Origin of the sequence: Haladaptatus sp. SPP-AMP-3 (genome assembly GCF_049568665.1) — an archaeon.
GTDB classification, from domain to species: Archaea; Halobacteriota; Halobacteria; order Halobacteriales; family Haladaptataceae; genus Haladaptatus; species Haladaptatus paucihalophilus.
Genome location: NZ_CP145901.1, coordinates 343,927 through 366,424, shown reverse-complemented (window position 1 = coordinate 366,424; position 22,498 = coordinate 343,927). Strand labels below are relative to the sequence as shown.

Annotated in this window: 19 protein-coding genes; 12 read left to right on the top strand and 7 right to left on the bottom strand. The window is 61.9% G+C overall.

What is annotated here, in order from left to right:
* Positions 1–178 precede the first annotated feature (178 nt).
* Positions 179–910 (top strand): nitrous oxide reductase accessory protein NosL, encoded by a 732-nt coding sequence (locus V5735_RS21900; protein WP_423746775.1) that lies wholly within the window; start codon positions 179–181, stop codon positions 908–910.
* Positions 911–1,087: 177 nt separating this feature from the next.
* Here V5735_RS21900 and V5735_RS21895 read toward each other — a convergent pair whose 3' ends face one another.
* Both V5735_RS21895 and V5735_RS21890 read right to left on the bottom strand, forming a co-directional pair.
* Positions 1,088–1,441 carry a high-potential iron-sulfur protein gene (locus tag V5735_RS21895; RefSeq protein WP_423746774.1) on the bottom strand — a complete coding sequence of 118 codons (354 nt, stop codon included), beginning with the start codon at positions 1,439–1,441 and terminating at the stop codon, positions 1,088–1,090.
* Positions 1,442–1,601: 160 nt separating this feature from the next.
* Positions 1,602–5,477, bottom strand: coding sequence for an Eco57I restriction-modification methylase domain-containing protein (locus V5735_RS21890; RefSeq protein ID WP_423746773.1), 3,876 nt, complete (start codon positions 5,475–5,477; stop codon positions 1,602–1,604).
* 206 nt (positions 5,478–5,683) lie between these two features.
* Here V5735_RS21890 and V5735_RS21885 point away from each other — a divergent pair, with 206 nt between their 5' ends.
* The 7 genes from V5735_RS21885 (at position 5,684) to V5735_RS21855 (ending at position 14,313) form a co-directional block, all read left to right on the top strand.
* Positions 5,684–6,889, top strand: coding sequence for a PQQ-binding-like beta-propeller repeat protein (locus tag V5735_RS21885; protein WP_423746772.1), 1,206 nt, complete (start codon positions 5,684–5,686; stop codon positions 6,887–6,889).
* Positions 6,886–7,377 (top strand): hypothetical protein, encoded by a 492-nt coding sequence (locus V5735_RS21880; protein WP_423746771.1) that lies wholly within the window; start codon positions 6,886–6,888, stop codon positions 7,375–7,377. The genes V5735_RS21885 and V5735_RS21880 overlap by 4 nt, the downstream gene beginning before the upstream one ends.
* A 1,457-nt stretch (positions 7,378–8,834) precedes the next feature.
* Positions 8,835–10,109, top strand: coding sequence for a Cdc6/Cdc18 family protein (locus V5735_RS21875; RefSeq protein ID WP_423746770.1), 1,275 nt, complete (start codon positions 8,835–8,837; stop codon positions 10,107–10,109).
* Between the two features lie 187 nt (positions 10,110–10,296).
* Positions 10,297–10,743 carry a universal stress protein gene (locus V5735_RS21870; protein WP_423746769.1) on the top strand — a complete coding sequence of 149 codons (447 nt, stop codon included), beginning with the start codon at positions 10,297–10,299 and terminating at the stop codon, positions 10,741–10,743.
* A 128-nt stretch (positions 10,744–10,871) separates the two neighbouring features.
* A complete protein-coding gene (locus V5735_RS21865) occupies positions 10,872–12,326 on the top strand; it encodes an MDR family MFS transporter (RefSeq protein WP_423746768.1) in 1,455 nt (484 codons plus the stop codon).
* Between the two features lie 63 nt (positions 12,327–12,389).
* Positions 12,390–12,857, top strand: a complete 468-nt coding sequence (locus V5735_RS21860) for a MaoC family dehydratase (protein ID WP_423746767.1) — start codon at positions 12,390–12,392, stop codon at positions 12,855–12,857.
* A 115-nt stretch (positions 12,858–12,972) separates the two neighbouring features.
* Positions 12,973–14,313, top strand: a complete 1,341-nt coding sequence (locus V5735_RS21855) for a serpin family protein (RefSeq protein WP_423746766.1) — start codon at positions 12,973–12,975, stop codon at positions 14,311–14,313.
* Between the two features lie 87 nt (positions 14,314–14,400).
* Here the strand turns inward: V5735_RS21855 and V5735_RS21850 are convergent, their stop codons facing one another.
* Positions 14,401–14,883, bottom strand: a complete 483-nt coding sequence (locus V5735_RS21850; RefSeq protein WP_423746765.1) for a hypothetical protein — start codon at positions 14,881–14,883, stop codon at positions 14,401–14,403.
* A gap of 307 nt (positions 14,884–15,190) precedes the next feature.
* On the opposite strand from V5735_RS21850, the gene V5735_RS21845 reads away from it, so the two are divergent.
* Entirely contained in the window at positions 15,191–15,640 is a 450-nt protein-coding gene (locus tag V5735_RS21845; protein ID WP_423746764.1) for a DUF4112 domain-containing protein, read from the top strand.
* Positions 15,641–15,811: 171 nt separating this feature from the next.
* Positions 15,812–16,705, top strand: a complete 894-nt coding sequence (locus V5735_RS21840) for a hypothetical protein (protein WP_423746763.1) — start codon at positions 15,812–15,814, stop codon at positions 16,703–16,705.
* 12 nt (positions 16,706–16,717) lie between these two features.
* Here V5735_RS21840 and V5735_RS21835 read toward each other — a convergent pair whose 3' ends face one another.
* A complete protein-coding gene (locus tag V5735_RS21835) occupies positions 16,718–17,302 on the bottom strand; it encodes a cysteine hydrolase family protein (protein WP_423746762.1) in 585 nt (194 codons plus the stop codon).
* A gap of 64 nt (positions 17,303–17,366) precedes the next feature.
* Positions 17,367–18,254 (bottom strand): SDR family oxidoreductase, encoded by an 888-nt coding sequence (locus tag V5735_RS21830; RefSeq protein ID WP_423746761.1) that lies wholly within the window; start codon positions 18,252–18,254, stop codon positions 17,367–17,369.
* A gap of 186 nt (positions 18,255–18,440) precedes the next feature.
* Here V5735_RS21830 and V5735_RS21825 point away from each other — a divergent pair, with 186 nt between their 5' ends.
* Positions 18,441–19,109 (top strand): CHRD domain-containing protein, encoded by a 669-nt coding sequence (locus V5735_RS21825; RefSeq protein ID WP_423746760.1) that lies wholly within the window; start codon positions 18,441–18,443, stop codon positions 19,107–19,109.
* A gap of 113 nt (positions 19,110–19,222) precedes the next feature.
* Positions 19,223–20,197, top strand: a complete 975-nt coding sequence (locus V5735_RS21820) for a lysostaphin resistance A-like protein (protein ID WP_423746759.1) — start codon at positions 19,223–19,225, stop codon at positions 20,195–20,197.
* A gap of 18 nt (positions 20,198–20,215) precedes the next feature.
* Here V5735_RS21820 and V5735_RS21815 read toward each other — a convergent pair whose 3' ends face one another.
* Positions 20,216–20,578, bottom strand: a complete 363-nt coding sequence (locus tag V5735_RS21815) for a hypothetical protein (protein WP_423746758.1) — start codon at positions 20,576–20,578, stop codon at positions 20,216–20,218.
* A 209-nt stretch (positions 20,579–20,787) separates the two neighbouring features.
* Positions 20,788–22,386: a class I adenylate-forming enzyme family protein gene (locus V5735_RS21810; protein ID WP_423746757.1), complete on the bottom strand. Its 1,599-nt coding sequence runs from the start codon at positions 22,384–22,386 to the stop codon at positions 20,788–20,790.
* Between the last annotated feature and the right edge of the window lie 112 nt (positions 22,387–22,498).

Below are 22,498 nucleotides of genomic sequence, written 5' to 3'. Positions count from 1 at the left end.
GACTGGTACACATCTCGAACCGCGCGACCGCCACCAGTGGTCCGTACGGTCGAAGAACACAGTCGAGCGCGATGTTTCTACCGAGTGATATCGCGTACATGCCGTTTTCAGCGTCTGTTCGGGCTGATTCGCCCGCCGTACCAGAATAACCTAATAAATATACTGGGACCGTTACTCCATGGTACGAACAGACCAGTCAGAGACCGAAGGGAGACTCGGCCGTCGGACGGTGCTGAAAACGGGTGCGCTCGGCGCGGGAATCGCTCTCGCGGGATGTCTCGGCGGCGGACCGGGCGCTGACGACGGCGAAACGGTCGCGGCGACGATGAGTCAAACGGGTACGACGAACGACGGGGAGACTCGAACGGAGGACGGAACGGAAACGGAGGACGGAACGGAAACGGAGGAAGGAGAGTCGGAACGAGACGACGAGACGACGGACGGTGAAACGTCCCGCGAGGACACCGCCGAGGGAACCCCCGAAACGCCCGCGAAGGACGAGAAATGCGCCGTCTGTAACATGAAAGTCGCGATGTATCCGAAGTACAACGCGCAGTTGCAGCGGACGGACGGCGAGCACGTCCACTTCTGTTCGACGGGGTGTTTGGTCGCCTACGTCGAAAAGCCGAGTCAGTTCGACGACGACGCGTCCCCCGACGACATCGGGACGAAGTGGGTTCACGACCACGAGTCGAAAGAACTCGCCAGCGTCGCCGACGAGTACTTCGTTCTCGAAATGAACGCCGAACACGTCGACGACCCGATGATGAAAAACCCGCTCGCGTTTTCGACCGAGAGCGCCGCGACCGCGTACGTCGAGGGCTACGACGACCTCTCGACGGACGATATCGTTCGGTTCGATGCGTTCACCCTCGAAACCGCGAAACAGTATCGAGGACGGTTCTTCTAGCGAGGCGAAGCGTTTGCAAGAACATCGATGATTTTCGCGGATAGTCTTGTGCAGTCGTCCGTTTACTCTGCACGTCCGCTCGACGACCGTGGCCGGACAATCACGGAGCGGTCACGATAGGCGCGGACAGTTCGGCAAGAGGAACCGTCAATCACCGTCGTACCGTCGCACCGGACATCAGTCACCGTCGTACCGGGCGTAGAGCGTACACCACGCGTCGGGTGCGATATCCCCTTCGACGATGGCGCACGCGCCGAGGTCGTCGCCGTTCTTGTCGGGGAGGTAGTGAATGCAGTTCGCACAGGTCGCGGTCCCTCGTGCGGCGTGGTAGTTGACGCCGCCTTTCGAGCGGAGCGCGTCCGGGTTCCGAGCGGTTCCGCCCTGCGCCGTCGCGGTCCGGTACGGTTTCGGAACGGGGTCCGCCGGTTCGTCGCCGGACGGACCGCCGAGACAACCCGCCAGCGCTACCGCGGGGGAGGCCCCGAGCCCTCGAAGCAGTCGCCGTCGAGAGAGACGAGTCGAACGGTCCATACGGCGATAACCGGGTGGACGGTAAATCGGCGTTCTGGTGCATCCCTCGAATTCGAGAATCATGCCGGTCGGTGGAGGGTTCACCGATATGCGTTTGAAACCTATTTGGTGTATTTTCGGTTGCATCGTGAAGTCGATGCGGGGTTCGAGAGGGGTCGATTTACACGCTGTCGGCCTTCTCGACTCGCTGTCGAGTGAGTTTGAGGACGCCCCGATAGAGGTCCAGCTGGACCTCCTCGTCGAGTCCGAGGAGGTCCCGGACCACCAACCGGTCGAGTTCGAGTCGGTCGGGAGCGACGCGCTCGAACGATACCGATTCCGGGTTGGAGGTTCCTAGTTCGTCGAAGATGGACGCGATGGGACGGGCACCGAGTTGCTCGAACCGCGTCGCTATATCGGCTTTCAACCGTTCGTCGACGACATCCAACCGCGGAATCGGCGTCCTTCCGTGGTCGTCGGTCGCGATGTCCAGCGCGCCCTGTCCCAGATTCACGCGGCCGTTTACCTCCGCGGCGAGCGCGCCGTACGTCGAATTGAGCAGTCCCGCGACGAACCGCCGGTTCCGTTCGCCGCCGGGAACTTCGATTCCGTGAAGGCGGTTGTCGATCCACGGTTGTTGGGTCGGAAACCAGTAGGCGTGGCGGCGGTCGATGTTCTTCATCGGGAGCACGTCCCCACGCTGGAGGTCCTCGGTGAGGTCGTACCACTCGACACCCCGGCCCGAAACCGAGGACGGGAACGGCGTGCGTTTGCGTCCGATATCGTCCCGGCTCGGGTCGTACTCCTCGCCCCAACGGACGTACTCGGCGACGTCTCCATCCAGTTCGTCCCGCGGTTCGTCGATGCGGAGGACGTATCGGAGCCCCCGACCCGGTTCGAGCGATTCGGGGTCGAACATCGGCGTCTCGAACGATTTCGGCGTTTTCAACACGAGATTCGGCTCCCATCCGTCCGCCGTCTCGTGCATCCAGTACGACCGCGGTATCTCCAGTTCCGTCGCGTAGCCGCCGTCGGGCCACTCGCCGGTGGCCGTCAGGACGAGGGAGTCCCCCTCCGGACGCGCGTCGTAGTAGTCGCTGGGAAGATAGAAGAACTGGTTCGCGCCGGTTCGGGTCCCCCGCTGGACGGCACAATGGGAGCCGAGCGGGACAAGTTCAGGGTCCGCGTTGCCCACGATATCGAAGAAGACCGTCGGCGCTCTGGTGTATTTTCCCCACTTGCCCGAACGGTAGTCCCCCCGCGGCCGCACCGACCCGTCGTCCTCGTCGGTGGTCATACTCGCGCCGCCCAGCCGCCACAGCGTGGGTTCGGGAACGCCGATGGACCGCCACCCGTCACCGGTTTTGAGCGTCAACCGTTCTCCGCGGAAGGGGAGGGAAGTGCCAGTTCCAGACCCGACGAGGACGGGTTCAAGGACATCCCCGGAGACGAATCGGTCGTATCCCGTGTACGCCGCCACGAACTCGACGTCGTTCGACAATCGGTCGGAGGAATTCCGATTTACGACGGAGAGAGCGGTGTTGACGTCCGCTTCCTCGAACGTCCGCCGGGCGCGGCTCTCGAAGAGATAGCGGACGTCACCCTCGGAGAGAAGAAACTCCTGTAATCGAACGCCGTAATCGACGTCCAACCACGCGTTCGAGGTGACGAACGACAGCGTGCCACCCTCCCGAAGCACGTCCATCGAGCGGAAATAGAAGTACAGGTACAAGTCGCTCGTCTTGTACGGTGCGATGTCGAACCGCCGTTCGACGAACTCGCCGAGCGCTCGTTTGTACGCCGACTTCGACTCGCGGGACGCATCGGTGCGGAACGCATCGGTAGCTGTGGCCGCGGTGGCGGTGGTCGTTGTGTCGGTCGTCGCATCGGGACCGGACTGGTGGGCGGTCGGCGGGGTGATGTTTTCGTGGCGAACGTACGGCGGGTTGCCGATGACGATATCGAACCCGCCGGTCGTCATCACGGCCGGGAAATCGAGTTCCCAGACGAACCCGTCTCGGTCGTCCGATTCGACCCGCTCCCGAAGCCGTTCGAGTCCGTCGAGCGTGGTGGGCGTACCCGTCGAGGACGCCGACTGCCGGTCGATGGCCCGCTCCAGGGCGGCGAGGACTAGATTCGTTCGCTGTGCTTCGACGAGCGTCGGGTCGTCGAGTTCCCCCTCGAAAAACCGGGTCTTTCGGTTCACGAACTCGCGGCGTTCCCCCTCCAGTTTCCCTCCCGTATCGTCCCCTTCATCGGCGCAGTGACGGAGTTGCTCGAAGGGGAGGTGCTCGTCAGCGCTGGCGTTCTGAACCAGCGTGTCGCCGACCAGCAGGTCGAACGAGAGGTCGGGAAAGAGGGATTGTTCATCCGGACGGGGAGCATCGGGATGAGTATCGCCGGGATGGGTATCGGTTGGGCAACCGTCTTCGGAGCGGAGCAACGAGAGCCAGAGACGCATCTCCGCGACGTGAACCGCCCACGGTTTGATATCGACGCCGGAGACGTTCTCGGAGAGGACTCGCTTTTTCAACCCGTACGTCCCCGCGTAGCCGAGTTTCCGATAGAGTTCGGTTAGAATCTCCGTCATCCCGACGAGGAACGCACCCCCGCCACACGCGGGGTCCACGATGTCGAGCGAGCGAAGGACGGACTCCAATTCATCGGTCGGGTCGGCGGGTTCGGGGTTCCAATCGATGGGGTCGCCGAAGACGAACCCGACCAGACGCCGTTCGGCGTCCGCCTCGTCGATGTCGAGTCGGTCGCGGAACTGTTCGTACAGCGCCATCCGGCACAGCAGGTCCACCTCGGTACGTGGCGTGTAGAAGATACCCGCCTCGCCGCGTTCCCGCTCGGCGATGAACGATTCGTAAATCGTCCCCAATATCCGAGGAGAGACCGCGATGTCGATGTCGTCCGGTCGCTCCTCGGCGAGCGTGAAGGAGTACCCCTCGAAGAAGTCACGGACGACGGAGCGCAAGGTGGCGTCCGAGAGGAAAGCGCCGTTCGTCTCGACGACATCCGGTCGGAATATTCCGCCGTCGAGTTCCGGACGTTCGGAAAGAGCGTCGGCGACCGGACCGGGGAACGCCGAGGAGTTGGGGAACGGCGCGGAGTCGGAAAGTGCCGAGGAGTCGAAAAGTGCCGTCGAATCCGATACTGCGGTATCGTTGGAAGCAGTCGTATCGGTGGGCGTCCCGTCGGGTTGATCGACGCGACCGAAGAGCGCGGAAAGCCATTTTTCGTGGAAGCAGTCCACATCGTCGGACCGTTCGTACTGCCGTAGAAACCACGGGAGGAAGTCCGTTCGCCCGCCGAGTCGCCCCGTTTTCTGCAGGAAGTAGAGAAGCGACAGCCGATTCAGCGTGAGGTGCGCACTCCGGTCGGCCGCGGTCTCCGCCACTCCCTTCTCCCGGAGTTCGGTGCGGAGGGTATCGAACATCTCCGTGTACCCCTCGTGGAACCGCCGCGTGACCGGCTCGAGACGGAATGCGTCGTGAATCCGGTCGTCGAGGTCGTCCGCGGTCGCGTTCAGCCCCCCCAGCGCGCTGGCGACGGTTCGATGCGTTTCGCCCGCTCCGAGGACGTGCCGCCGGAGAGCGGGTCGGCCGGTGGTGATGTCACCGATTCCGTCCTCGTACGGCGTCACGAGATGCCAAACGTCGGCGCCCGGAGCGTGAAAAACGGCCACGAAGGAACCGCTACCGCCCCACGCACCCGACAGGTCGGAATCGGCGATGTCCCGGACGACGCTTCGCTCGGCGGTCCGTGTGAGTTCCTCCAGTTCCACGTAGACGACCCGAAACGGCCCGGCTTTCGCAAACACGCGGGCGGCCATCGCCCGCGATTCGCGCGACCAATCGCTGACCGGGAGGTCCCCCCACGGAGTCTCGCCGGGCGACGAGGGGGTCGCTTCGAAATCGAGCACTTGCACGAAGAGGGTCCGAAAGAATCGAGTCGCCGCCTCCTCCGTTGGACGGGACTCGCGCTCGAACGTGCCGATCGATAGCCCGTCGTCGAGGTGGCGACGAACGACCCGCGTTCGGTCATCACACATGTTCGACGGGGAAGACGAGAAGTATTGGACCGTCGATACTGGTTCGCATGCGGGACCATGGTGTTCCGCCTTGCTTAAAGGTTACAAACGCGACTCGGGGTATCCACAGATAGAAGTGTGGTTGATTTAATGGATGAGAGAACGGTGCGGTGATACATCGGACAGCGACGGTTTTCCTCACGCCGTTCCGAAATAGTTTATTACGAATGGAACGGATTCAAGACGTGTTTCCAGAGTCCCCGCGGGTTTCACGCCGACAGCTACTCACCGCGGGAGGTGTCGCCGCCCTCGGTGCGTGGTACGTCCGCCCGTCCCTGTTCACGAGCGAGCAGTCACTCGACCCGTCGGTTCCGCCCGACGCGTGGCCGATGCGCGGTCGGGACCCGTCCCGGTCTGGATACGCGACGACGACGAGCGCGCCGACGGACGACGTTCGAGTCGCCTGGCGGACGACCGTCGGCGACCCGCATCTGTTCCAGTCGCCGACCGTCGCGGGCGACATCCTCTACGCCCTCACGCGACACGAGTTGGTCGCGCTCGACGCGGCCACCGGAACGGAACGATGGCGGTTCGCTACCGGAGGCGAGCTCCCGCAGGGAGGGCCGGTCGTCGCCGATGGGCAAGCGTGTTATAGGGCAGGAGTGAGCTTGTACGCCGTCTCCGAGAACCAAGCCCGGTGGAAGTTCGCCACGAACAGCAGTTTCGACGAAGTGCTCCCGGTCGGGAACACGATTTTCCTCGCATCGTACTTCGGGAGTTCCGACTCGCTCATCGCGTTGGATACATCGAACGGGATTCCTCGCTGGAAAACACCCAGCGAACATCGACATCGACCCCTCGCGTACGCGGACGGTATTTTCGTTGGAGCGGAAAGCTCCCGAAACACTCTCGTCGGCCTCGACGCAACGAACGGCGAAACGCGCTGGCAACTGTCACGGCCCGGGCTTCCCGGCGATATCGAAGCGGCGTTCGGGAACGGTCCGGTTATCTCGAACGGAACGCTCTACGGCGGCGCGGGGCGACTCTACGCGGTGGACGTTCGGGAAGGGTCGGTCGAATGGACCGCCGACGCGACCGGGGCGGTGATGGCGACGAACGGGAAAACGATATTCCGCGCCGGAGAGGGACACGTCGTCGCGGTCGATTCGACGGATGGTTCCACGCGCTGGAAGACGTCGGTGGGACGGACGGGGGAGAACCGGACGAGTTTCATCTCCGGCCTCGCGGTAACGGATACCGCCGTGTACGTCGGAGCGGAGTCGAGCCTCGTCGCGCTTGACGCTGCCAGCGGGGAACGGTTGTTCGCGTTCGAACCCAAGGAGGGAACCGGTTCAGTCGGACCGCCCGCCGTCGTCGGAGAGAGGGTGTACGTCGGCATCGAAAACGCGGTGTTCGCGTTGGAGGAAGCATGACGGACGAGAAAACGGCAAGTGGAAAAGCAACAGATAGCAAAGCGACGAGTGGCAAACCGACAGATAGCAAAACGGCGGATGACGAGGAGGGAGTAATCCGTCGAATCGAGACTGCGCTCGACCAGCCGCTTCGGCTGGTCGGCGTCTGGGTCGGGTTATCCGGTATCGTCAATAGCGTTCTCGGGTCGTTGCTTCAAGCGTGGATGATACGACCGCTCCCGATTTCGCCGTTTGTCGTCGGTAGCATTGTAGCTGTCTTCCTCGCGGTTCCACTCGTCGCGTATCGACCCGGCGTGGGGTTCGGAACGGCGTTCGGGTTTACCATCGTCGCTGTCGTCGCCTTCGGCGTACTGAACGCGATTGTTGGCAATGGATACGACACCGGCGCGGGGGTCAGCGGGTCGCTCTATCCGGTCCTCGATATCGCACTCCTCTGGACCGCCGCACTGCTAATCGCCGCCGCGCTGGTCGTTCGTACCGACAGCTAAGTGCACGGTTCCGCTTTCGACGGTGGATTACTCTGTTCGTACTCGGGAGGACGGCGACCGACTCGAGCTCGAGACCGAGCGATGAATTGATAGTTAGGATACATACTTTGGTTCACACACACCCCTCGTCCAGAGTGTAACGGGAGAAGGTGGGGGTGGGGTGGAGAGATGGGACAGTAGCGGTGGGGCAAAAAACGGAGTGTGGTAGATCGAGGAAAAAAACGAACGGATGGCGAAACGCATGGACGGTCCCGGAACATTACACCCCACACATCACACTCCCACAAACCCACGTTTCAGCGGTCTTCTGCGGGGTCGCTTCGACTGGAATGGAGTCGAAGACGAATAGAAATTCGTCTTCTATAAAGTGAAATTAGCTTAATGGACTTTTTGTGTTCTAGCATATTATACTTAACTATTTAATGATGCCCATAGACACGTGATTGATTATTAGTTCACTCCCGCCACCTCACGACGTCATCCTATATATTCCTCTATCTCTCATTTCCATTATATAGAACACGACGAACCGATATTGAGTATCCATTAAATTACTGTTGAATATATATCTGTTAGTTCTGCCACTCCGAGCAACGTCCCGAGTTACGCGACTGTCTCAATACTACCGTTACAATCCGTCTGAGCCCTTTAGACCGTGTTTTCCCCTTCTATCATAGTACGCCCCGTATCTCTTCTATCCCACCCACCATCCTCCCCGTTACACTCTGGACGAGGGGTGTGTGTCACCCCTTCCTTGCTTCCGACAAACCGACGCTAACCTCCAGACGAAACGTACCTTCCTTCGTCCAGTAACGCGTTTTCTCGCCCGTTATTTTCAACTGTCGTTCATTCGGTCTTTATCATCGAGATTTACTACCGACTTTCAGGAATACCTCTTTCAAAGACACCCGATTTTGCCACCGTTACACTCTGGACGAGGGGTGTCCAACATCACACAAAAAATATACGTTACTGCTCCGTTCGACTCCCCTGACGGTTTTCTACACGTCCGTTTTACGCTCCCGCTTTCGCTTTTTTGCTCTCCCGTCTTGTTCTTCTCTCCTGTCTTGCTCTCCTGTCTTGCTCTCATTTCATCTCGACTGCTCTCGTCGTTCGTGTTTCACTCTGGACCGGGCGTCTGTTCGGCGAGCAGGCTTCGACTTTCCGGCTCGTCGTATCCACCCTGTCCGTCGTATCCACCCTTCCCGTTCTCTTCTCATCCACTTCCCTTTCTCACCTTCTCCCTATCTTCTTTCGTCCTCTCTCCATCTTCTTCCGCCCTCTTCTCACCCTCTCTTTCCCCTTTCGATTCTTTTCACTCTTTCTCGGGTCTTGGTGATGAGAATATGACACCGACGAATTACGCCTCTTCTCTAGCATATTCGGTCGATATACACTCGACACGTTGTGTGTGGGGAAGGCCTAGTTATTTATACTGAGCGCACGCTGGCTGTCGTATGTCCGATGAACCTCCCCGGCTCTCCGATTTCGATACCACGGACGACCCGGCGAGCGACCCCCTGTTCAACGTGAACGACGAAACCACGACACAGGTGTTCGAACGAAAGGAGTTGCTGAAAGTCGGTCACGTCCCCCAGAGTACGCGCATCGTCGGGCGTGATTCCGAAATCGAATCCGTCGCGGCCGAACTCCGACCCATCGTCCGTTCCGACCCGCCGAACAACGTCATGATATACGGCAAGACCGGAACCGGGAAATCCCTCGTCACGCGGCACGTGACCGAACGCGCACGACAGGCTGCCGGTGCACAGAATGTCGACGTCGGTACCGTGTACGTAGACTGCGCACAGCACAACACCCATACCAGGGTCGCTCGGTCTATCACCCGAACGCTGAACGACGAGGACAAGACGGCGATTTCCATTCCGCGGACGGGTATCGGAAGCGGGGAGTACTACGATTACCTCTGGGAGGTTCTCGACCGCTGTTACGACGCCGTGATCATCATCTTGGACGAGGTTGACCGACTCGAATCCGACGACGTACTGATGCAACTCTCGCGCGCGCGAGAATCGGGGAAGGCCGATTGCCACCTCGGTATCGTCGCCATCAGCAACAAGATAGAGTACCGCGACCGGCTCAACGAGCGGGTCAAGAGCAGCCTTCGGGAGGAGGAGTTCGTGTTCCAGCCGTACGACGCGAACCAACTTCGGGATATCATGGAACACCGGCGCGACGCGTTCAAGGAAGGAGTCCTGACCGGCGACGTCATTCCGCTGACCGCCGCGTTCGCCGCACAGGAACACGGTGACGCGCGAAAGGCAATCGAAATCCTCCGCCACGCCGGGGAACTCGCGGAACGGCAAGGCGACGAACTCGTCACCGAGGAACACATCCGCGACGCACAGGAGTGGGCCGAGGTGGACCGCTTCGAGGAACTGCTCCGTGGGTCGACGACGCAGGTGAAGTTCATCCTCTACGCACTCGCGCTCCTGACGAAGGAAAACCGCGGCTCGGAGTTCTCGACGAGCGAAATTTTCACCCGCTATCAGCAGATCTGCAAGCAACTGGATGCGAACGTGCTGAGCGAACACCGCGTCTACGAACTCCTCAAGGAACAGGCGTTCCTCGGCGTCGTGGAATCGACGCGAACCGGCGGCGGCCGCGGACAGGGAAGCTACCTCGAACATCGACTCGTGCAGGACACCGACATCGTCCTGAAATCCGTGCTCCGTGATAGCCGATTCGACAGCATCGACATCGACGAGTAATCTGTTTTGTGTCACCACCGGACGCGCGTCTGACACCCCTCGTCCAGAGTGTAATATCGGTCGAGTGGGCCACTTACCGTCGTCTCCGTAGCTTCGCGCTGTCTGTTTCTGTTTCTTGAGTTACCGCTCTCCGTTGCGCTTCGGGCAGGCAGTACCACTATCCCGTTCGCCCTCGTTGGGCGAACCGATGTACGACGAGATTCTCGTTCCGACGGATGGCAGCGGCGGTGAACAGCAGTTCGTCGAGGAAGCGATTTCGCTCGCCGAACTCACGGACGCAACGGTTCACGTCCTTCACGTCGTTGATTCCGGACTTGGCGATTCGCTCTCCGAATCGACACAATCTATGGTTCACGACGACCTCAAAACGACGGGCGAAACGGCCGTATCCTCTATCGAAGGAACGGCGGAGCGTGCCGGTCTCGAAACGCGGACCGCCATCGTAAACGGCGACCCGGCAGAAGAAATCGTGAACTACGCCGAGGAGAACGACATCGACGCCATCGTGATGGGCACCCACGCCAATACGGGCGTCAGCCACCTCCTGCTCGGGAGCGTCACCGAGCGAGTCATTCGATTGACGACGGTTCCGGTGCTGGCGGTCAACCTGACGGAACACCACAAACAAGGGTGATTCCTGACCGACGCCGCGGTCGGAATCCTGACTGACGCTGCGGTCGGAAACGATTTCCCCACCGGGCCGTGTGGAAGCCACGGAAAACCGTGGGGCGGCTATTTGCCCGTCGCCCTCGAAGGAGTTCCATGACCAACCGACGGCTTGCGACGCTGGGCGTCCTGCTCGGTATCTTCCTCGCGGCCATCGACGGAACCATCGTGAGCACGGCGATGCCGACGGTCGTGCAATCGCTGGGAGGACTCGAACTGTACGCGTGGGCCTTCGCGGCCTACATGCTGTTCGCGGCAGTTTCGATGCCCCTGTACGGTCGCCTCGCCGACATCTACGGCCGGAAACGGCTGTTCTTCGTCGGCGCCGCCATCTTCGTCGCCGGGAGCGCGCTGTGCGGTGCGGCGGGGAGCATGCCCCAATTGGTCGCGTTCCGGTCGCTCCAGGGAGTCGGAGCGGGCGCGATGTTCGCCATCCCGTACACCATCCTCGGGGTGGTGTATCCGCCCGAGGAGCGGGGTCGAGCTATCGGCCTCGGGAGTACCGTCTGGGGGATTTCGAGCGTCGTCGGTCCGCTTCTCGGCTTCGTCATCGTCGAAACGATCGGCTGGCGAGGGGTGTTTTACCTCAGCGTTCCGGTCGGGTTGGTGGCCGTGGTCCTCGTGGCCATCTCGCTCGACGAATCGACCGGCAGCGCCGACCGCGACGTCGACTTCCTCGGCGCGGCCGTGCTGTCGGTCGCCGTCGGGGCGCTCCTCGTCGGGCTTCAACTCCTCGAAACGACGAGTTCGTGGGCGCTTCCGCTCATCGCGGCCGGAATCGTCGGCCTCGGCGTGTTCTACGCCGTCGAACGGCGCGCGACCCAGCCCATCGTCCCGCTGTCGATGTTCGACGATACTGTGTTCATCACGACGAACGTGACCGGATTCCTCACGAGTTTCGTGCTCTTCGCGGCGATTACGTACGTGCCGCTCTACCTGCAAAGCGTCCGTGGCGGCGCGGGAAGCGCGGCGCTGGCCGTCTTCCCCATCTCCATCGGCTGGTCGGGGACGAGCTTTCTCTCGGGCCGACTGGTAAATCGGGTCGGCGAACAGCGACTCGCCACCGTCGGGACCGTCCTCCTCGTCTTGAGTTTCGGCGCGGCGACGGTCCTCTGGACGGCAGATACGGCCCTTCCGCTCGTCATCGGCAACGTGTTCGTGATGGGCGTCGGCATGGGAATGGTCACGCCGCCGCTGTTGACGGCGATTCAGAACCACTTCGGGACGGCACAGATGGGCGTCGTCACCTCCTCCCAACAGTTCTTCCGCAACCTCGGCGGGACGATGGGCGTCGCACTCCTCGGGTTCGCCCTGAATCTCGTCATTCGAAACCAACTGACGACGATTTCCGGCGTCTCGAACCTCGGTCAGCTCCAACAGCGGTTACTCGGGTCTCCCACGCCGCCCGCCGGATTGGCGACGATTCTGACGGATGGACTGACGACCGTGTTTGCGCTGTCGGTCGTCGTGTCCGTTCTCGCGGTCGGGTTCGCCTACTACATCCCGCGTGAACGCGGCGAGTCGTCGGCCTCGGCGACGAGCGGCGACTGAGAATTTATCCCCTCGATTTCCCCAGCCCTCGGCTATTTGTTTCGGCTCCGCCAATCCATCCGCATGAGCAACCGGGATTTCGAAGATCTCGTCGTCGGCGACCGCGAATCGTTCGGCAGCTACACCGTCACCGAGGAGGAAATCCTCTCGTTCGCGGAGCAGTACGACCCGCAGGAGTTCCACGTCGATTTGGACGCCGCGGCCGAATCGATGTTCGGCGAACTCGTCGCCAGCGGGTGGCACAGCACCGCCATCTCCATGCGAATCCTCGTGGACAACTTCTTCGAGAACAGCGGCAGTTTAGGCTCGCCCGGCGTCGAATCCGTCACGTGGCCCGCTCCCGTCAAACCGGGCGAAACCCTCTCGCTCACGCTCGAAGTCACCGACAAACGCCCGCTCGAAAGCGACCCGAACCGCGGCCTCGTCACCTTCCACCTCGAAATGCAGAACGAGGCGGACGAGACGAAACTCACCATGGAGCCCAAGGTGTTCTTCGCGCGCCGCGGCGGGAACGAAACGGATACCTCGTAACAACCGTAGCGGACATCGCATACCAACCGAATACCAACCGAAGTGGACGACCCGTAACTACAATCGGTGTTTGTGTCTTACCAACGTATTTGCTCGCGAAGGTGAAACGTGGAGTATGTCACCCACCCGCCGCCGCGTTCTCGCCCTCTCGAACGCGCTCGTCGCCGGAACTCTCCTTTCGGGTTGTCTCGCCCCGCTCTCGTCGAACGATACCGGAACGAACGTTCGGACGGTAACCGGAGCAGAGAAGTCGAATCCCGTTTCGACCGACGAAGCGGCGATTCGAACGCTCGCCCGCGGAAACTCGGAATTCGGCCTGACGCTGCTCTCCTCGCTCGCCGAAACCGACCCGAACGAAAACCAGTTTCTGTCCCCGTTCAGCGCGTCAGTGGCGTTGGCGATGACGCACGCCGGGGCGCGCGGCGAGACGCGGGCAGCGATGGCCGACACCCTCCGGTTCCCCTTCGACGGCGAGCCGCTTCACGCCGCGTTCGGCGAGACGGACGAACGACTCGAAACCGCGGACGAGCGGGTGAACACCGACGCGGACAGGGGGACGCCGTTCCAGTTGACCACCGCGAACGCGATTTGGGGACAGGAAGGTTACCCGTGGCGCGACGACTTCCTCACCACGCTTCGAACGTACTACGACGCCGGTCTCAACGCCTGCGACTTCCAAGAGAATGCCGACGAAGCCACGGAGACCATTAACGCGTGGGTCGCCGACCAAACGGCGGGCAAAATCACCGACCTGCTGGGGAAAAACGCGCTCGATGCGCGAACGCGACTCGTCCTCACCAACACCATCTACTTCCGGGCGACGTGGGCAAGCACGTTCTCGGAGGAGAACACGAAACGGCGGCCGTTCACCGCGCTCGACGGGACGACATCGCGGGTGCCGATGATGTCCCAATCCGACTCGTTCCCCTACGCCGCCGTGGACGGCCAGCAGCTGATAGAACTCCCCTACGTCGGCAACGAGGTCGGGATGGTCGTCATTCTGCCGAAAAGCGGCACGTTCGAGTCGTTCACGGCCTCGCTTTCCGCCGACCGACTGGAGGCGTTGCTGGGAGAGATGGAGCGAACGGACGGCTCGATTGCGCTGCCGAAGTTCTCCCTCGAATTGTCGCTCGACCTCGGGACGACGCTCTCGGACCTCGGTATGTCCCGCGTATTCTCTCCGAGTGCCGATTTCGGCGGAATGGCCGACATCGAGGAGACGGGCGACAACCTCTTCATCGACAGCGTCCGTCAGAAGAGCGTTATCGAAGTCGACGAGAACGGAACCGAAGCGGCGGCCGCGACGGCCGTCGAAGTAGGTGTCACGTCGGCACCGCTGAATCCGTTCGAAATGACCGTCGATAGGCCGTTTCTGTTCCTGATTCGCCACAAACCGACAAATACGGTCCTCTTCCTCGGCCGCGTCGTCGACCCGACCGCCGGTCGTTCCGACTGAGTTCGCGGTCTCGAGACCGAGTGACTGTTCCGCTGTCGTGCTGGAGTGGCTGTTCTGCTGTCGGTACTGCTGTTCACCGCTCGCCGTTCACGTGGCCTCTTTGCGTCGCATCTTCGTCATCAGTCGCTTCGCCGACTCCGCTACCGAGTCCCGCCGCTCGGGTTTCGTCCACGTGTATCGAACGCGGCCGTCCTCCAACTGTCGTTCATCTCTCATCTCCCATCCTCGCCGTTCCAGCACTCGTTCGACCGTCACGTAGGGAAAGTACTCCTCGATGTACTCCCCGTTCGTCTCGTAGATGTTCGGCGCGTACAGTCTGGAAACCATGCCCTCCTTTTCCAACCCCCACTTGAGGTGGTAGTACCAGTAGTTGAGGTACGACGGCAGGTCGAGTTTCGGCAGTTTCCCGTAGCGTAATACGCCCTCCTGATTTTCCTGGGGGCCGTTCCACGACAGTGACGTGATGGCGTCGTACTCGTCCCCGTGACTCGGCGAATCGTTGAACGTTTCCAGCCATTGATGTTCTCCGCGCTCGGCCCTCGCGGTTTCTACGACGATTCTCCGCGACATGGACGACACTACGTCGTGCAAAACTATGATGATTGTGCACGCATCGTCGTCCGAGTTAGGTACGCACCGGTGCGCCAGGGGACGCACCGGCATCGGAAGTCAGAGGCAAGTGACGGTAGCACGGGGAACGGGTATCCGCTCGCTTTCGTGACGACTGCACGCCGTTCCGCGTCAACGACCGTGAAACTACCGCCACGGGTCCCAAATCCATCGAATCGTGCAAATGCTTTGTGGCGGAGACGACGCTCGATGCCATCTGCATCTCACCAGCCGTCGGGTTTATTGCGTCTCGGAAACAGGTGTGTCCATGAGCCGCAATTCGGATTTGAAAGACGAGTTCGATTTCGAGGGTGAACTCCCACCGACCCTCGACCGTGCGGCAATCGACAGAATGCGGACGGTAGCGCGCGTCTTCGACGACTTCATGCGCGTTCCGGGGACCGATTTCCGCGTCGGTCTCGACCCCATCCTCGGCGCGCTTCCGGGGGTCGGCGACGTCATCAGTGCCGGATTGTCCCTGTACCTCGTCCTCGAAGCGGCCCGCTTGGGCGTCTCGTTCACCACTCTCTTGCGGATGATAGCGAACGTGAGCATCGACGTGGTTGGCGGGTCGATTCCGGTCGTCGGCGGCATCATCGACGCGGTGTGGAAGGCCAACAAACGAAACATCGAACTGGTGTTGGAGGACCTCGCACACGACCCGCTGGACGATGACTTCGACAACGACCCCGAGGTCGTCGAGATAGAAATCGAGTAACCGTCACGAAACCTCCAGTCCGAAACGCGGCCGATAGTCTCTTCGCTTCCCTACGATACCCCCGGACGAACGCGCAACCCATCCGTTTCGAAGGTAGTTCTCCGCGGGCGCGATCGAAGCCGTAAGTTTCTCTACGCGGAACTGCCATGCTCTGCTCGATTGGCCATCCCCATGTTCGAGACGACCATCGGTGTCCTCCACGAATCGCCGTCCGCCATCGTCCCGCTCGCCGTCGTTCTCTGGCTCGTCGTGCGGGGCGTCCGCCGGAGCGGCTTTCCCACTCGACTCGCGCGATACGCCGTCGTTTTCGGCGCGCTTCCACCGTTCTGTCTCTTCGTCCTCGCGGAACTCCTCGGGAGTCGGTCGAGTCGGGACCTCGCACGCGCGCTCCTCGACGGCGAGATACGACTGCTCGCCGACACGCTCGGCCTTATCGACGCCGTGACCGCCGCGCTCCTCGAAGCGACCCTCCAGTTCGCTGCCGGTGTCCTCCCGAGCGACCGGCTCGGCGGCATCGCGTCGTGGGACCCGTTCGCGGCCGTTTCCGCCCTCGGCTTTCTCGCCGCGGTGTTCCTCGTCCAGTTCGTCACGGGCGTTGCCGTGACGCGACTCGCGGGACGGGCGGCCGACGCGTCCGATACGAACGAGTGGCTGACCGTCGCCGGAGTGGTCCTGTTCGTCTCCGGGTTGTTGTGGACGCTCCTCCAACTCGATCCCCTCGAATTCGGACGCCTCGAACTCCAAACCGCGGTGCTGGCGTCCTCGATGGGCCTCACTACCGGCGTCGCCGCGTCGAACCTCGCCGTGGACCTGCCCGTGGACGTCTCCGGGAACCTCCGTGCGTGGCGGTCGAAAGCCGAGGAGACGGACCCGACGGACGTCGGAACCTCCTCGTCCGAAGCCTCCACACGTGATACTCCCTTGTCTGAACCCCACACGTCCGGCACCTCGTCGTCCGAAACCGCTCCGTCGGAATCCCCGTCGAGTTCGGACCCCGGCGCTTCGCGGTACGCCGATTCGCTCCGGCGGTTACGGGAGTCGGTTCGGTCGCTCCGGCGTCGATAGCCACCGGAGCGATTACGACGCCGTTCCCTCGTCGCTCACCGCTTCGGCGGACGCGGTTTTTCGCCACTCATCGATGAGGTCGTCCGTCGTCGTTATCTTCGCATTGTACACGTCCGCGAGGTATTCGAGTCCTTCCGTGTGAGCCTCCTCGCTGAAGGCCTCCACGCAATCCCCCGGAATCACGATGTCGTAACCGCGGAAGAACGCCCCGGCCGAGGCGTGACGGATGCACATGTTCGTGTGCAGGCCGGTCAGGACCACTCGGTCCACGCCCAGACTCCGAAGGTGTTCGTCGAGCGCCGTTCCGTAGAACGCGTCGTAGGTCCGTTTCTCGAACACGTGGTCTCCCTCGTCGGGTTCGAGTTCGGGAATCACCGCCGCTCCTTCCGTCCCCTGCATGGCGTGTTCGCCCCACACGTCCAACTCGAAGTCTTCCGGTCGGTGGGCGTCGTTCGCGTAGACGACCGGAACGCCGTTCTCGCGCGCCGCGGCCGTGAGTCGGTCGAGCGGCGAAATGATGCCTTCCGCGCGCTCGGCGGCTATCTTCCCGGTCACGAAATCGTTCAGCATGTCGATGACTAGCAGTGCGTCAGTCATTGTTTCCCCCTCTGAAGGGGGTTGGCGTCCGACGGACAAAACGGTTCCAGTCGGGTCGATTTTCCTACCGAGAATCGTCCGGCGAGATGCCGACAAATCCCGCGCTCACGTCCCACAACCGCCGTCGAACGTCGTCGTCGTGCGCCTCGTCGGAGGCGTCCGCGATTACCCCGTCGCTGACATATTCGCCGGTCACGTCGGCGAATTCGGGCGAGGCGGCCGCCTCGATGACGGTCTCCGCGCCTTCTTCGACGTTCTTCGTGAAGGGAAGCGGCAGGACCGAGAACAACCCTAACAGTAATCGATTGCGAATCGAGGCCTCGCGGGTGAATCCCGTCCCCGGAACGAAACCGGGGTTGACCGCGGTCGCGGTCACGCCGGTGCCGCGGAGTCGCTCGGCCAGTTCGCGGGCGAACAGGACGTTCGCCAGCTTCGACTGGCTGTAGGCCTCCATGCCGTCGTAGTCGCGCTCGTGCCCCAAATCGCCGAAATCGATTGTACCCCGCTCGTGCAACTCGGAGGTCACGGTGACGACCCGAGCGGGCGCACTTTCGACTAGCGTATCGACCAGCAGGTGGGTGAGCAGGAACGGCGCGAGATGGTTGACGGCGAACGTGGCTTCGATGCCGTCCCCGGTTTCTGACCGACGGTGGCGGAACGTTCCCGCGTTGTTCACCAGTACGTCGAGCCGGTCGTGTCGGTCCCGAAACGCAACCGCGAGGTTGCGGACGCTTTCTCGGGACGCGAAGTCGGCGATGTACAGTTCGGCCCACCCGTCGCCGTTCCGCGCTTCGATTTCGCGCGCAACGCGCCGCCCGCGCTTTCGGTTGCGCCCCACGATTGCGACCGAGGCACCGCGGTCCGCCAACGCGAGCGCCGTTTCCCGACCGATGCCGCTGGTACCGCCGGTAACCAGGGCGACTTGACCGCCGAGATTCGAATCCGAGAACATCTGTACCCACTCTTCGAAGCGGGGGAAAGTGTGCGTATCGACGTGTCGTCGGACCGCCGTGTCAGAATATATTTCTGTTTCGGGCGAAACACTGTTTGTTCCATTCTAACTCTTCAATACATCAATATCTTACAGGTGGCAACAATGCCTTAGTAACTTCGAACCGACTCAATAATCGGTCCCACCATGCCAGATACCGACAAACGAGAGACGCTGAAACTGCTGAGCCTCGGAGCCGTCGCCCTCAGCGGCGTCGGCGCTGGAGTAGTCGCCGGAAACGATGACACCGATTCGGACTCGAATTCGGGTTCGGACGCCGAACAGCAACCGCCGACCGAACTGTTCAGCACGGGGGTGCTAACTGGGGAGAACGAGGTTCCCCCGAACGAGAGCGACGGACGGGGGGTCGCCGTCTTCCAGTGGACGACCGACGGCGAACTCGAATACGGACTCCTCGCGTTCGGACTCGACGCGTCGGTGACCAAGGCGCACATCCACACGGGCGAGTCGGGCGAAAACGGCCCGCACGTGGTCAATCTCATCGACGGCAGCGGCACGGAAGAGCAGTACCTCTTCGGCACCAGCGTGGTCGCAACCGGGACGATTTCCGACGACGATCTGGTCGGTCCCTACGAGGGATCCTCGCTCGACGACCTCGCTACCGAGATGACGGCCGGGAAGACCTACGTCAACGTTCACTCGAAAGCGTATCCCGACGGCGAGATCCGTGACCAAATCTATCCCGTCGGGGCGGTCGACGTCGGGTTCGAGACGACCATCGACGCGGGTAGCGACGAGGAAGCGAGCGCACTGCCGTCGCTCGACGTGAACATCTCGGGAACCGAGTGCCGATAACTCCGCCGAGGTGACACCGACGTTTCCCGTAGTTCCCTTTTTTACTCGCACGGTCGAACCGAACAGCGGGTGAGCTCAAGGATTAACAATCCTCCTCGTCGTACGGTTTCGTGGTGCTCTCTTCGATAAAGACGGTCTTCTGGAACGCGACGGACCGACGGCTTCGACTCCCGTGGCGGTTCGTCGTCGCCGGAATCGTGTTCGTGGTCGTTTCGCTCGCGGCGGCGGTTTCGCTTCGTCCGGTGTGGGTGTCCGCGTTCGTCGGGTTCCAATTCGCGTCGTTCGGGCGTCTCGGCAGCCTGTTGTTTCGAACCTCGTTCGAACTGGTTATCGTCGGTCTCTTCACGTACCTCGTCGGTCGGTTCATCGACCGCCGTCGGTTCGCCGACTTCGGCTTTCACCTGTCGGGGACGTGGTGGCTCGATTTCGGGTTCGGCCTCGCCCTCGGCGCGACGCTCATGACCGCCATCTTTCTGACCGAACTCGCGCTGGGATGGGTGCGCGTCACCGGCTTCTTTCGAACGGTGTCCGACTTGTCGTTCGTCACCGTCTTTCTCACCTCCGTTCTCGTGTTCGTCGTCGTCGGCGTCAGCGAGGAACTGCTGGTGCGAGGCTACATCCTGACGAATCTCGCGGAGGGTTTCCGCTGGTTTCCGCGGGTGTCAGGTGAGGTTGCGGTCGCGGCCGCGACGCTCTGTTCGTCGATTCTGTTCGGCGTCGCCCACATCTTCAATCCGAACGCGACGCTCACGAGTACGGTCGTCATCGTCCTCGCGGGAGTCATGCTCGCGTCGGGCTATCTGTTGACGGGCGAACTGGCGATTCCGATAGGATTGCACATCTCGTGGAACCTGTTTCAGACGAGCGTCTACGGCTTTTCGGTCAGCGGGCTTCGCCTCCCCGTGACGATTATCGCTACCGAACAGGTCGGTCCCCGCGTGTTCACTGGAGGACCGTTCGGTCCCGAAGCGGGGCTGGTCGGCGTCGGCGCTATCGTCGTCGGAACGGTCGCCATCGCCCGATGGGTTCGTTCCCGCGAACCGCCGCTCTCGCTGTCCTCGTCCGTGTGGACCCCGGAACTTCGATAAAACGGGTCGATAGGCGGCTCAGACGCCGGGGATTCCGAGCGCGCCCGAGGCGACGATATCGAACAGCGCGAACAGGTAGAGGACGATTGCGGCCGCGAACCACGCGACCAGTCCGATGACGACGGCCGTCCCCCACCCCCCGGGATACCGCCAGTTGATGACGCCGACCCACGCGACGAGCGCCAACAGCGCGCCGAGGATGGGAATCCATCCGACGAAGAAGCTGATGATTCCCCACACTATCGACCCGATAAGCGCCGTGACGATGGCGTGGCCGTAGCTTCCCGCGTACTCGGTCGTCACCCGCGCCCCGGCGTAGATGCCGAACCCGCCGATGAGCAGGCTGACGATGAAGACGATGATGGTGTCCACCACGGCCATACTATCGCCTCCGCTCCGTCCGTCGTCGTTCGGTTTCGAGACCGTTCCCCGCCGTATCGTATGAACTCACTGTCTTTCCCCCGACGGTCATAACGCTCCCCGGCATCGTGTGTCTGTCGGCTGTTCAGTTCACGTTCTCGACATACAGAGAAAAACCGCAGATCGGTTCGAGCCGCGTTCCAGCGGGCTATCTTTCTTCGCTGAGGCTATCACCCTTGCCCGATGAGCCGCTCCTCGTCCTCCCAGAATTCCTTGCGCAGTTGGTACTTCTGGACCTTGCCCGTCGCCGTCTCCGGCAAGTCCTCTTGTACCAGAATCTTGCGCGGAATCTTGTATCCGGCCATCTTGTCGCGGCAGAACGCCTCCACGTCGTCCTCTGAGAGGTCAGCGTCGGGTTTCGGGACGACGACGGCGGTTACCAACTCGCCCCACTCGTCGCTCGGCGTGGGGATGACGGCCGCTTTGGCGATTTCGGGGTGGTCGTAGAGCACGTCCTCGACTTCGATGGACGAGACGTTCTCGCCGCCCGAGATGATGATGTCCTTCTTGCGGTCCTGGATGGATATCATCCCGTCCTCGTCGATGGTGGCGAGGTCGCCGGTGTGGAAGTAGCCCGCGATGCGGTCGTTGAACGCTTCCTCGGTCGCCTCCGGCTTGTTGAGGTAGCGGTCCATCACCTGATTGCCGCGGACGACGACTTCGCCCATCGTTTGCCCGTCGGCGGGAACGTCCGTTCCGTCGTCGTGGACGACGCGAACGTCGGTACCGAGCACTTCGCTCCCCTGTTTGACCTTGAGTGACCGGCCGCGCGTGGCGAGGCGGCGCGGCGAGTTCGAGGTCGTGATGATGGGTGCGGTTTCGGTCAGGCCGTAGATGTGGATGATGCGCCAGTCGATGTCGTCCTCGACGGTCTCGATGGTCGCCGTCGCGGGCGCGCTTCCGGCGGTGGCGATGCGCAACTCGCGGTCGCCCGTCGTCTCCACGTCGGGATTGTTCTCCGTGTAGGCGATGACGCGGTTGAGTACGGTCGGCGCGCCGCACATGAACGACACGTCGTGGGTTCGAATCTTTTCGAGCGTTCGCTCCGGGGTGAACTTCCGGAGACAGACGTGCGTACCGCCGGTGCCGGTGATGGCGTAAGTGTGCCCCCAGCCGTTGCAGTGGAACATCGGGAGCGTCCAGAGGTAGGTGTCGTCGTCCCGAATCTCCATGTGCTGGTTGAGCACGAGCGCGTGCCAGTGTTCTGTCCGATGGGTGCGAACGACGCCCTTCGGGTCCCCGGTCGTCCCCGAGGTGTAATTGACGCTGGCGTCGTCGTCCTCCGAGATGTCGGCCCGCTCCGGCGGGTCGGCCGACGCCCCGTCAACGAGGGTCATGTAATCCTCCCAGTCGCCGTCGATTTCGTCGGCCTCGTAGCCGATGAACGTCTCCGCCGGAACAGAATCGCGGACCGCCTCCACCTTCTCGGCGAAGTCGTAGTCCGCGATGACGACCGACGCCTCGCAATCGTTCAGGATGTATTCGTAGTTCTCCGGAACGAGACGGTAGTTCATCGGGACGTACACCGCGCCCAGATGGTTGGTCGCGTACAGCGCTTCGAGGAAGTAGTGCGTGTTCGATGCGAGCATCGCCACTCGGTCTCCCTGTTCGATGCCGCGGTCGGCCAACACGTTTGCGAGACTGTTGACTCGCTCGTTGAACTCCGCGTACGTATATTCCGTGCCGTCATCCGCAATGACGCCAACCACGTCGTCGTAGAGATCGACGGCGCGGTCGAGGAAATCCATCGTCGTCATTTCCTTCTTCATGAACTGTCATGTACATGGTTTCCGGACGACGGCGTAAAGATTTCGACTCGTGCTAGCAATTACCGGATGGAAAAGAGACGCACTCTCCGCGGTCGCGACGCACATTTCGTTC